This window comes from Corallococcus sp. AB032C (assembly GCF_003668935.1).
Lineage (GTDB): Bacteria > Myxococcota > Myxococcia > Myxococcales > Myxococcaceae > Corallococcus > Corallococcus exiguus.
Window position 1 is genome coordinate 26,037 of the sequence record NZ_RAWP01000102.1, and the last position, 10,845, is coordinate 36,881.

Genomic DNA, 10,845 nt, shown 5'->3' on the forward strand with positions numbered 1-10,845 from the left:
AATTTTCGTTACAAACGATTGGCGATTTCATAAATCACATTTACAGTAACGCTATTTCCTGCTTGTTTATAAAGCTGCGAATCGGAATTAACCGCCGCCGCTTTATCAAATGCCCAATCCGGGAAGCCTTGCAACCTCCAACATTCTCGCGGTGTTAAACGTCTAATACGATAATCTTGTAAAACCCCTGCACGTTCTTGGTTGCTGTATATCCCTTTGTAATAATTTGCATCTAAACAGTTGGCAACTTCTTTCTTTCGTACCTCATGTTGAGTAACACTTAATAACACACCATGCCTATCTTGCGCTGTTAAGGTAAACATCGGTTCTCTTGGTTCTTTCATTCTTCTTCCGTTTTGCCGTTTTTCTTCTCTGTCGGGAGTAAGAACAGGTATAGCGTAGAGTCCTGTTTTTGCTCCCCAGCCTCCACTTTGCGCAGATAGAGTGACACTTAATCCATTTGGATCAAAAACTCTCATTGCTTGTTTGCCACCTATCAGTGGCTTAAGTTCCGTAGTAACTTCTCCGTCTTCTCTTGTGATAGGAAATACTTTTCGGGTACTTGCTCTTCTAAGATGTCCGATAATGAACACCCTTTCCCTGTTTTGTGGGACTCCGAAATCTTTGCTGTTAAGCACTTGCCATTCCGCATCATACCCCAATTCATCCAGCGTAAGGAGGATGGTTTCAAACGTTCGCCCTTGGTCGTGAGATAATAAGCCTTTGACGTTTTCAAGGAATAAATAACGTGGTTTGATTTCTTTGGCGAATCTAGCAATTTCGAAGAACAAAGTTCCTCTAGTGTCTTCGAAACCCAATCGCTTTCCTGCGACGCTAAAGGCTTGGCAGGGGAAGCCACCACAGATAACATCGACTTTTCCTCTAAATAATCGTAAATCGTCGTCTGATACAGTTCGTATGTCATGCGCCGTCCACTCTCCTTTTGTGTCAAATATCGCTTCATATGACTTCCTAGCGAACTTGTCTATCTCTACATACCCAACACATTCATGACCGGCCATTTCCATTCCCATTCGAAAACCGCCAATCCCAGCGAACAAGTCAAGGAACTTCATAATGCACCCCTTTCTAGCTGAACAACCCCCACCGATAACGTTAAAATTATCGTTAACATTAATTTAGGCCTTAACATTTTTGTTAACTTTCCAAGGTTCCGCCACTGATAACATCTGATAACCGCGAGCTTTCCAAGAAAGCATCCGCCACCAGGAACTTGTTCGAACTTCCTGGTGCGTTTTCGGATGCCGCAGACAATACCACTTTTCATTTTTGGTCATTTTCGCAACCTCCCCATCAGATCGCTGAAAAAGAACGTGAGATGTTCATCGGACCAATCATTGAAGTGTGATGGTTTCAATCCTGTTAATTCGCATATTCGAGCGATAAGCCGCTGCCGTTCTTGATTCATCGTGTTTGACATCAATACCCCACCTCTTGTCGTTCGTGATTGACCTCGTTCTTTTTGTTGTACGCCGCCTCGATTTCAGACCAACTGAATCCCAGGAGTTCACCAAGGCCAAGGAAAAGATTAAATGCGATATACCACTGCATCGGCCCCTCCATGATGTAGACATGGCGTTTCAACGCCCGGAATTGTTTCCGGATGTCATCGTAGTGATGCGGTAACGGTTCGAATTCGCGTGGGATTTCGAATGCCAATCCCAGGCTTAAGAAGAAATGCAATCCGTCGACATATTCCATCAACGCCGCTTCACGCCGCATATTTCGGTCTGCACTCCAAAACTTGAAGTACCGGACTTCGTTCTGTAATTCCGCGATTTCCACATCGAGCGCATCCACCAAATACGGAACGAGATCCATATCCATCGGGATGTTTTGTTTGCGCCGAATGTGATGATCCAGCGCCTCCTGCATGTCAAAGAGATCCCCTAGACTTAAGCCATTTCTCACTCAAATATCCCCCTTTTTATAGAGTCCGAAAATTACGATTCAGACGACGGATAAGGTATTCATCCAACGAATCAATGACGAGCTTTTCTTCGGTAGTGAATCGCGTTAAACAATCCGGGCATTCCCGTCTGCGCTTCACCTTATCTCGCTTTTCACGAACATCCAATACCTTTGTCCGACTGCCACAGATTGGACAACGCATCACTCCCACCTCCAAACCGTTTTCACAATCCCTTCTCTTCTAGAGATGATCGCGGCATCAAAACCACTGTAAAAATCGTTCGGCGTATAAAAACGACTGACCGCTTCACGTTCCTCCTCTTCCGTGTAACAAATCGTCTTGGAAACGTACTCCCCGTTCTGTTGCCAAAAAATAATGGAGAACGGCGCAGGACCGTCGAACCCGACGAATTCAATCAAGGTTTCCACCTCCCATTTTTTATCTGGCTAATCGATAGTTTAATAGTTTCCGGTCACCGACGATTTCAACGATATAATCTCGGCACATTTCGATAATCCGAGAGCCGAGCGCTTCGTCGATCTCCAGGAGATCATCCTCCAGGCATTCCGACGAAACCATAATCGGCTTGTGGTTGAGATAACGATAGTTAATGACCGAATACATGGTTTTAATTTCAAATTCCGTCGCGCCGCGTTTGAACAAATCATCGATAAACAAGACCTCAACTGATTTCATTCGATCGCATTTTTGTTCCAAGCTCTCAAGATCGTCTTTGATTTCGTCGAATCCTTCCCGGTATGGAAAATAGAGAACCTCAACTTGATTTCTGATCAAATTATTGGCCACCGCCGTCAATAAATGTGTTTTCCCTGCCCCAGGATTGCCTAGGAGCGCGATAGAGTTCCTCCGGCTATGTTTGATACCCGGAAACGATTTAACGTATTTTACAGCGCATTTAAACGCGTCCTGGACGATCTGTGGACGGTGGTCAAGTGAGAAGTTTGAGAAGTTCAAGCCACGAAACGCTTCAGTGATCTCGGACGCTTTAAAGATTCGTTCAATTTTCCGCTGCACAATGCATTCACAAACGCGTGCAGTGCTGTTATCGACAAAGATAATCCCTAAATCTCGACACTTTTCGCATTTATAGGAGTCCTTCGAGGGAGAGGTCGACGTCATCCCATTTTCCTGGTTCATAATGCGAAATTCTTTTGCCTTCTTCTGAAGATCGGCCATCACTTCCGCGATGCTGGTGAACCGAGCCACTGACAACACCCCCGCGTTTTTGTTTCGTTTGTTTTTCAAGTTCATGCTGCCTGTCCAAGCGAGCTACATCTTCTAACGTTTGAACCTTTTGTATTTCCCAATTAGCAAGGATTCGATCGATGTATTTGATTCTCCGGACATTTTGTTCAAGCGCTTTTCTCATGGCGCAGAGAACAATTTCTTCCGGGAAACGATCCAACCAGTAATTAAGGATTTCAATATCGACAGAAGAAAGCGTCGGCTGAAAGTTTTCTTCATAAAACCTGAAAGCATTAAGGTCGTTTTCTTTTGGGCGGTCCTTATCATCATCATCATTATTAGTATTTTTATAATTAGTATTATTATTATTTAGTAGTGTCGGATTTTCCGGATACGGATTTTCCGGATACGGATTTTCAGTATACGGTGGAACCGTATCCGGATTTTCAGTACGCGGTGATTGCTTCACCTCATGAACGATATATTCCACTTTTTCAAATTTGCCCCCGTCCCGGTTTTCAACGCGAGTAACATAGCCAGCTTCGATTAACTCTTTCATAATCCGGTATGTCGCATCTCGGCCGTTCTTGCTGCGATTTTTAAGGTCTTTCATGTTGAACTCCCAATCGTTCGGCAACGAGAGCATATAAGCGAGCAATCCTTTTGCCTCCCAAGATAGTTCACGATCGTGAAGGAATCCCTTATCTAGCACCACATAGTTTTCTTTTTTTTCGATGCGATATATCGTCAAAAGGAACACCTCCAGGTTAACCAGGGAGAATTAATCCCCCTGGCCGTTTGCTTTTTGTTGCTCCATTTCCACCGGTTCCGCTTCGATTACTTCCCCTTCCAGGTATTCCGACTCCATATCAATGAAATCATCGACGCGTTCCGGTTCTTCGGTGATGTCTTTACGCACCGTTTCATCGAATGAAATGTTCCGCTGAACTTCGATGGAGATCGGCAAATATTTAATGAGCTGACGAATGACCGTTTTCTTGGCCATCGCTTCGTATTCTTCTTTCCAAGGACCTTTGTCTTTTGCCTTGGAGTGTTTATCGCGAATTCGGTTAATTTCCTCCACCGACATCACATGGAACGCATGGCCGCCATCTTTGAACTTGGCATACGCATAAAACCCGATGAGCTTCCCACGATCACCAAACAGCAATGGTTTGTGGCGCAATTTTTCATCGAGTCCGTATTCAAACTCGAATTCGTCGTTTTCATACACCGCCTCGGCTTTGATGCTTTCAACTTCCCCGGAACGACGGACCAAGTCAATTAAACCTTTGTAGCCGATAACAAACTGTACTTCTTTTGTTCCGCGTTTTTTATTTTCAAAAGGAATCAAATAACAATGTCCAAGAAGTCCAGGCTCCAATCCGAGTTGAGCTGCTTGCATGATAGCTCCCATCAAACTTTTAATTTCGCAGGATAGAAGCGTTGGATTTTGGCGCATTTCAGTAAGAGCAATACGAATAAGTCGGTCAGCATCCATATGTTTTGGTAGCGCCCGTTCGAATTCCGGCTTCATTTTTTGAAGTAGATCGGCGACGGTGACTTTGTCGCCGTTTTGTTTTTTGGCCACCTGGCCGTTTCCGTTCGCTTTCGCTGCCAATTGGTTTTTCAGTTTCTCCGCTTGAGTCATTGTGATACCGCCTTTCTCGATTTGTTTTTAGAGATGCTGAAACGTCGATACGTCGACGCTTGGACGTATTGACGATACAAATCCGGGTGTTCTTTCGCGAATCGTTTAGAATCAAACCTGTTCGAGTTCACTACCGACCATTTCACCGTGTAATCATTGGTATAGCCGCGTTCATATTCGCCTAACATTGCTTTGATTTTGTTTTCAATTTCGGCCTTTTTCGCTTCGTACTTCTTGATTTCCGCATTCACCGATTCCAGCTTGTCAATGAGCGAATCCACTTCATCCGGTAATTCCGCCGCATCATCGATAACCGATTCAGCCGGATACAAGAGATTCAACAAGTTTGTACTTGAATCAGATCCGTCCACTTCCGGTGGCCGTTTTTCGATGACGCGCTGCCAAAAATCCGTCTCAATTTCAATCAAGTAATTGATGATTTCTTCGTCACGTTCGATGACATCCCAACGAAACTTATTGCCGCCGATTAAGACCGCGATGTACCATTTAGAGCGACCGGTAACAGCCATGTAGTGCTGGCATTGGATGAAATATTGATCCGGAATCTTTTCGCCTTCCACCCATTCATTCTTGAGGTATTCGCTCGCCGTTTTACATTCCAGGCCGGCATCTTCTCCAACAATGAGCCGGTCTACATTCGCGAGCATGAATGGATACTCCGGATGTTGCAGGATCGCGTTCCGTTTTCGGATTTTCTTCCCTGTGCGTCTCGCGAATTCTTTTGCAACGATATCTTCCAGGACATGACCGAAATATGCCGCTTCGCTTTGTTCTGATTCCACTTTGATGTCCTCGACCTTTTCGTAATACACTTGAACCGGACTTTTATATTTGTTAAGGCCGGCAATGGCGGCCGCATCCGAGCCGCCGATGCCTTTCTGACGTAACCGCAACCATTCAAGATGATCCATGTTCGCCGTCTCTGCCAGGATGATCGGATTCATAGGATCACCTCCTCGTAGTCCACGACTTCCAACAAGTATTCACCAAGGCAATGGGTATCGCAGAAAAGTTCACCTTCATATCGAATCACTTCATAGCCTTTGAAGATTCCAGCGTGACAATGTGCGCATTCACCAATCATCGGAATTGATTGTGGATCGCGTAAACCATACGCAAAACGGTCAAGATTCATATCGAATACCTCCCAAAAAAAATATTTGTATCGGAAGGACCGATGAGATAGAATAGAGATAGGAACATTTTTCATCGGTCCTTTTTTAACGGTTCTCTGGCGCAAGAGAGCCGTTTTTATTTTTTCTTTCTTTCCATTGGCGATAGGCCTCGTTTTCTAGCAACCAAAAACGCTCTTCTTTCGACATTTGGAGCCATTCACGAACCAGGAACTTCATGAAATCAACTCCTTCAACTGCAAGCGCGAATTTCTTAATTCATAGAGCTTTTCCCGAACCAGGCTCGCGCCCTGGCGATCGCCTGCAGATTCTAGAACCTCAACAAAACCCGATAGAAAAATTTCATCTTTCAGCATCTGCATATATCGCTTTTTGAGGAACTTTTTATCACGAACCGAGTTCATCAGATCACCTCCTTTCCTGTTTCTTCTTGTCTCGTTTCGCGAACATCATGGTAAAAGAAATAACCAATCGGGAAATCTAAAATTTCCGCGATGCGAATCGCGTGTTCTTTTCTTGGGAATCGGCGTCCATGTTCGTATCCGTAGTAAGTATTCACGCTGATCCCAGCCATTTCCGCGACTTCCCGACCGGTAAGACCTCGTTCATGCCGTAGTTTAATCAGCCATTCCCGTTTTTTTGTTGTCATCTTTTAACCCCCTTTTACGTCGCGTTTTGAATAAACTTCGTACTTTTATTATAACGCGAAACGCGAACTTTTCAAGTAAAAAATGCCTTTTTTTAAAAAATTTTTTCGTTTGTTTGTTCGCTATGAGCATTATTTGTGTTGCTCAACGCGAATAATATGCTTATAGTATGTAAGAGGATGAGAGAAATAAAGAAAAATATAAAAATAAAAAGTTAAAAAATAAAAAATAGAAGCAGAAAGGTGGTGACTCCATTGATCGGGAAACGGCTGCGTGAGGTCCGTAAAAAACGCGGCCTTACACTTCAAGAGATAGCCGATAAATTAGGTGTTGCCAGAAGTACATACGCTGGATATGAGAGCGACTATAGACAACCGCCTCTAGAAATATTGGTGCAAATAGCTGATATTCTAAAAACCAGCACCGATTATTTGTTAGGTTTAACCGACAATCCATATCCGAAAGAGCCGACGCGAAACGCAAAAGAGCTATTAAAAGAAAACGATCTTCATTGGGATGGTGTACCATTAACAGATGAGGAATTAAAACCTTTACGCGACTTATTAGAATTGGTTGTTCGGGATCGACTCCCAAAGATCATCCAGGACGAAAAAGAGAAAGAAAAAAATAAAAGCGAGCATGCTTAAGTAGCCACTCGCTTCTTTTCTTTGTTTTCCGATCGCATTTGAAAATATCTTATGAGCCTGTCGCGTTCGGTTTTTGTAATCAGCTTGTACAGGAATAACAAATTCAAGAGATTTCGGACATTCGCTGGATCGTAATCGCGTGCTTCACAATATGGGTAGGGGAAATTATTGTGGAGCACTTCTAATAATTCGAGGATTGCATCCTTGTGTTGCCTTTCGCAAGCCTCCATCGTTTTCTTTTCCAAAACATATTCTTCCTCATTACATAGATCCATCGAAAGGCCCCCTTTTTTCTTTTTTCCACAAACATGTGTTCTTATTTGATTGTACCATAGCGTAAAAGGGAAAGTGTAGATAAAATATAGAAATTTCATTAAAAAAAACCACATCTGATAGAGATGTGGTACTAGAGAGTAGAGCCTATTTATAACTTATTTTTTATTTTCGGCGAAAAATCCGCTGCCAAGTAAATAATTTCTTATTTCCTTTGGATTACCGTTAAAAGCGCTTGTTACACCCCATTCTTTGTCTACCGGAGTACCATTTATATGATGGTCCAGATCATGAAAAATACGATGAACATAACGCATCGCCATAGAGTCCTCGTATCGGTATGCCACTCCCAGGAGAACCGTCGCATTGTTGACGTCATTTTCAATTCTACTTGTGTTCGGTTCGAGTGTATCCCTAAACGATTGAATTTTTTCTTGCATTTCCGCGTATTTGAGATTGGACCAATCGATATGTTCCGCGTCGCCCCAACCAGTCAGATTATTATAGAATTCGTGCAGTTCAGCCAGGATTCGTTTCCCTTCTTCCTCTTTGCCAGGTTTGAATTTCACAGCGATCGAATAATCGCGAATATCCGGAACGCCGACAACCGAGTTCCCATCCCGTGCTTTAAGAACTTTATCCGGCTTTTCTTCCGTTTTCACTTCCGGCTTTTTCTCCTGGACTTCTATAAGATTGGATTCCTTCGGTTTTTTCGCCTCTTCTGTTTTTGCTTCAGCAACCGAAGTCGAAGCCGGCTTGCTATCCAGGAAAAAGTAAGTACCTCCACCAATAACCAACGCTCCAGTAAGGACACCCGACAATAATAACATTTTCTTGTTCGTCATGTTTCAATCACCCTTTCATTTCAAATCATTTCAAATTATGCAAGCGCCATCAAGCGCTCGCTGAATTGAAACGATGAACAATCCGATCGACAACTGCGTGATAAAACATATCAAAGCTGATTCATAGTTTATTAATGCCATTTTACCAAACCTCCTGTTAAATTTGTAGCTTTCATATGGTAAAAGGTGTCTCCATGTTAGCTCTTTCTAACCATACCTACAACTAATTTTTTATGATAAAAATTTTGATAAAATTAATATTAACATTAATGTTAATTAAAGGCCGGATTGCTCCGGCCCGTCTTTTATTCTCCAGGGATCAATTTAACTTTGATTTTCTGGCCGATCATTTGTCCGTTTTCGATTTCTTAGCCGTGTTCTTCAACATAAGCCACGAATTCATGGAATTCTTTTATGCCGTTCACATAAGTCCAGCCCTTTTTTAATAAGGATTTCAGTTTCTTTTCCATTTTTCATTTCCCCTTTCAATTTGTTATTCCCCTTTACAGTTCCCATGTTAACTCTAAATAACGCGAAACGCAACATTTTTATTAAAAAAATTCGCGAAAAGCGAAACTAAATGGAGAAATTTTTAATCACCCTATGTATAAATTATGTATATACACTTTAGAGAGGAATGGTGGTATAATGAAATCAAACGAAGAAAAAGGAGTGATTGGTGTGGCGACAAAGGTGCAAAAATGGGGAAATAGCCTTGCGATCCGTATTCCAAGCGTGATCGCGGAACAAATCGCGATTCGCCAAGGTTCGGAAATGGAGATGATTGTGGAGAACCAAGCAATCAAATTAATACCGAAAAAGAAAAAGCCGACGCTAGAAGAACTCCTGGCTAAAATAACGCCGGAAAATCGACATGTTGAAATTGATTTCGGAGTAGAAGGGAATGAATTGTTGTAATGCAAGCACCGGATCGCGGGGATCTTGTTTATGTCAATTTCAACCCCCAGGCAGGACATGAACAAGCAGGAACACGCCCAGGAATTGTTCTATCACCAAAACCATTTAATCAATTAACAGGATTCGCAGTAGTATGCCCGATCACCAGGCAACAAAAAGGATATCCATTCGAAGTGGCCCTGCCTCCCGGTTTGGCCGTAGAAGGCGTTATTTTAACCGACCAGGTTAAAAGTTTAGATTGGCGTGCGCGTCGATTCCAAATCGTAGGACAAGCTCCAAGTGAAGTCGTTTCGTATTGTCTGGACCTGATTCATACCTTTTTGTCATGATTGTATTGCCACAAAACGCGTTATTTAGTAATATAATAGACAAATAGAAAAGCCGGTGCTGCAACACCGACTTTCCGCAGGGAACCTCAATACCTTAATACCTTAATACCTTAATTGTGGAAGGTTTTTTATGCAATTTTTAATTTTGCCTTAATTATAACCGACAAACGGTATAAAAGGCAATACTTTGAGATTGGTATATTAAGGTTCCCTGCACAAAAAATTAATCTGTGGAGGGAAATTTTTATGCAAATAGCGTCAGCAGACTACAATGCATTAAAACACCTAAAAACATTTGAAAATAAAGAAGAAATCAATAATACCATACGCGCATTCCTATATCACTTTAAGCATAAACTTACCCCGGCCGCGATCGCCACACTTAAAATTGTTTCGCGATTCGCGGTAAAAATTCCAGGTGTTTGCTGGGCAAAAATCGGCACTATCGCCGAACTTGCAGGAAAAACAAGCCGAACCATTCATCGCGCGTTGAATCTATTAGAGGAAACCGGTATCGTCAAGCGAATTAAAACGATACGGAAAAACGGTGGATATGGCCACCCGATCATTATCATTCAACCGATGCCAGATCTTTCTTTACCGGACGATGTCACATCGGATGTCACATCGGAAATGTCACATCGCCAAGAGCCGACAACCGCAGACACACCAAGCGATCAACCGGCAAAAAACGACTCCGAAACTATGATTCTTAAAACTAAGTCTTTTAGAGAAAATAAAAATAATAATATATATATGCATAAATGCGAGATTGATAAAATCGAATTAGATTCAAATTTTGTCAGCAAAGAAGTTCCGAAAGAGTTTGTCGAAAGAGTAAAAATCGCCTTTACCCAAGCAATCGATATCGAGCGTTTATGGCATTCAACGAAAGTGGCGTTTAAAAAAGTATGGGGACCTTGCCGGATCGATGAAGAAAGCATGGAGCTAGTGTTTGAAGCATGGAGAAAAGCCGTTAAAAAGTACAAGCAAAGAAAAATCGAATTCAACAAAATCCCAGGATACTACTACGGAACGCTTCATGGAATGGTATACGATCAACGCATGAGCATTTACAAAAAACCGCAACTGCCGGATTTGTTTTATGACTTTATCGGTGAAGAAGATGATGGGGGATGTTATTCATGGGCAGAGTGATCGCTGTAAGCACCAATAAAGGTGGAGTTTTAAAAACGAGCATTACTACAAATTTGGCCGGCGTGTATGCGCTCCAGGGAAATA

The 10,845-nt window shown here is 42.5% G+C and carries 15 protein-coding genes; 4 read left to right on the forward strand and 11 right to left on the reverse strand.

The genetic code is table 11. The features are described from left to right. Positions 1-8: 8 nt before the first annotated feature. From dcm to D7X99_RS33185, 10 genes are all read right to left on the reverse strand, one after another. Positions 9-1,076, reverse strand: a complete 1,068-nt coding sequence (gene dcm / locus D7X99_RS33145) for a DNA (cytosine-5-)-methyltransferase (RefSeq protein WP_121781254.1) — start codon at positions 1,074-1,076, stop codon at positions 9-11. A 364-nt stretch (positions 1,077-1,440) separates the two neighbouring features. Further along, positions 1,441-1,932, reverse strand: coding sequence for a dUTP diphosphatase (locus tag D7X99_RS33150; protein ID WP_121781239.1), 492 nt, complete (start codon positions 1,930-1,932; stop codon positions 1,441-1,443). Positions 1,933-2,133: 201 nt separating this feature from the next. Next, a complete protein-coding gene (locus tag D7X99_RS33160; RefSeq protein ID WP_199756397.1) occupies positions 2,134-2,352 on the reverse strand; it encodes a hypothetical protein in 219 nt (72 codons plus the stop codon). A gap of 19 nt (positions 2,353-2,371) precedes the next feature. Beyond that, positions 2,372-3,073 (reverse strand): ATP-binding protein, encoded by a 702-nt coding sequence (locus tag D7X99_RS33165; RefSeq protein WP_199756398.1) that lies wholly within the window; start codon positions 3,071-3,073, stop codon positions 2,372-2,374. After that, the gene (locus D7X99_RS33170; protein ID WP_147476334.1) at positions 3,039-3,890 is read right to left on the reverse strand and encodes a DnaD domain protein; all 852 of its coding nucleotides are present in this window, start codon (positions 3,888-3,890) and stop codon (positions 3,039-3,041) included. Before D7X99_RS33170 ends, D7X99_RS33165 begins: the two co-directional genes overlap by 35 nt. 30 nt (positions 3,891-3,920) lie before the next feature. Next, the gene (gene recT, locus D7X99_RS33175; protein ID WP_121781242.1) at positions 3,921-4,790 is read right to left on the reverse strand and encodes a recombination protein RecT; all 870 of its coding nucleotides are present in this window, start codon (positions 4,788-4,790) and stop codon (positions 3,921-3,923) included. Further along, a complete protein-coding gene (locus D7X99_RS33180; protein WP_121781243.1) occupies positions 4,787-5,755 on the reverse strand; it encodes a YqaJ viral recombinase family protein in 969 nt (322 codons plus the stop codon). The genes recT and D7X99_RS33180 overlap by 4 nt, the downstream gene beginning before the upstream one ends. A 276-nt stretch (positions 5,756-6,031) precedes the next feature. Next, entirely contained in the window at positions 6,032-6,163 is a 132-nt protein-coding gene (locus D7X99_RS44350) for a hypothetical protein (protein ID WP_255429659.1), read from the reverse strand. Further along, complete coding sequence (locus D7X99_RS42505) at positions 6,160-6,348, reverse strand: hypothetical protein (RefSeq protein ID WP_147476335.1); 189 nt, start codon at positions 6,346-6,348, stop codon at positions 6,160-6,162. The genes D7X99_RS44350 and D7X99_RS42505 overlap by 4 nt, the downstream gene beginning before the upstream one ends. After that, positions 6,348-6,593 (reverse strand): helix-turn-helix transcriptional regulator, encoded by a 246-nt coding sequence (locus D7X99_RS33185; RefSeq protein ID WP_121781244.1) that lies wholly within the window; start codon positions 6,591-6,593, stop codon positions 6,348-6,350. Before D7X99_RS33185 ends, D7X99_RS42505 begins: the two co-directional genes overlap by 1 nt. A 240-nt stretch (positions 6,594-6,833) precedes the next feature. Here D7X99_RS33185 and D7X99_RS33190 point away from each other — a divergent pair, with 240 nt between their 5' ends. Further along, positions 6,834-7,238, forward strand: a complete 405-nt coding sequence (locus D7X99_RS33190) for a helix-turn-helix domain-containing protein (RefSeq protein ID WP_199756399.1) — start codon at positions 6,834-6,836, stop codon at positions 7,236-7,238. A 431-nt stretch (positions 7,239-7,669) separates the two neighbouring features. On the opposite strand, the gene D7X99_RS42510 is transcribed toward D7X99_RS33190, so the two are convergent. Beyond that, on the reverse strand, positions 7,670-8,356 hold the full coding sequence (locus tag D7X99_RS42510; RefSeq protein ID WP_147476336.1) for a hypothetical protein: 687 nt from the start codon (positions 8,354-8,356) through the stop codon (positions 7,670-7,672). 648 nt (positions 8,357-9,004) lie between these two features. Here D7X99_RS42510 and D7X99_RS33195 point away from each other — a divergent pair. From D7X99_RS33195 to D7X99_RS33205, 3 genes are all read left to right on the forward strand, one after another. Next, positions 9,005-9,274, forward strand: a complete 270-nt coding sequence (locus D7X99_RS33195; protein ID WP_121781246.1) for an AbrB/MazE/SpoVT family DNA-binding domain-containing protein — start codon at positions 9,005-9,007, stop codon at positions 9,272-9,274. After that, the gene (locus D7X99_RS33200) at positions 9,274-9,603 is read left to right on the forward strand and encodes a type II toxin-antitoxin system PemK/MazF family toxin (RefSeq protein WP_121781247.1); all 330 of its coding nucleotides are present in this window, start codon (positions 9,274-9,276) and stop codon (positions 9,601-9,603) included. Before D7X99_RS33195 ends, D7X99_RS33200 begins: the two co-directional genes overlap by 1 nt. A gap of 246 nt (positions 9,604-9,849) precedes the next feature. After that, positions 9,850-10,761 (forward strand): helix-turn-helix domain-containing protein, encoded by a 912-nt coding sequence (locus D7X99_RS33205; RefSeq protein WP_121781248.1) that lies wholly within the window; start codon positions 9,850-9,852, stop codon positions 10,759-10,761. The last annotated feature ends 84 nt before the right edge of the window (positions 10,762-10,845 follow it).

Bases quoted from the DNA above. Each gene is read 5' to 3' on its own strand.
- D7X99_RS33185 (WP_121781244.1), bottom strand. From the start codon at position 6,593: ATGACAACAAAAAAACGGGAATGGCTGATTAAACTACGGCATGAACGA.
- D7X99_RS42510 (WP_147476336.1), bottom strand. From the start codon at position 8,356: ATGACGAACAAGAAAATGTTATTATTGTCGGGTGTCCTTACTGGAGCG.
- D7X99_RS33195 (WP_121781246.1), top strand. From the start codon at position 9,005: ATGAAATCAAACGAAGAAAAAGGAGTGATTGGTGTGGCGACAAAGGTG.
- D7X99_RS33165 (WP_199756398.1), bottom strand. From the start codon at position 3,073: ATGACGTCGACCTCTCCCTCGAAGGACTCCTATAAATGCGAAAAGTGT.
- recT (WP_121781242.1), bottom strand. From the start codon at position 4,790: ATGACTCAAGCGGAGAAACTGAAAAACCAATTGGCAGCGAAAGCGAAC.
- dcm (WP_121781254.1), bottom strand. From the start codon at position 1,076: ATGAAGTTCCTTGACTTGTTCGCTGGGATTGGCGGTTTTCGAATGGGA.
- D7X99_RS44350 (WP_255429659.1), bottom strand. From the start codon at position 6,163: ATGAAGTTCCTGGTTCGTGAATGGCTCCAAATGTCGAAAGAAGAGCGT.
- D7X99_RS42505 (WP_147476335.1), bottom strand. From the start codon at position 6,348: ATGAACTCGGTTCGTGATAAAAAGTTCCTCAAAAAGCGATATATGCAG.
- D7X99_RS33205 (WP_121781248.1), top strand. From the start codon at position 9,850: ATGCAAATAGCGTCAGCAGACTACAATGCATTAAAACACCTAAAAACA.
- D7X99_RS33180 (WP_121781243.1), bottom strand. From the start codon at position 5,755: ATGAATCCGATCATCCTGGCAGAGACGGCGAACATGGATCATCTTGAA.
- D7X99_RS33200 (WP_121781247.1), top strand. From the start codon at position 9,274: ATGCAAGCACCGGATCGCGGGGATCTTGTTTATGTCAATTTCAACCCC.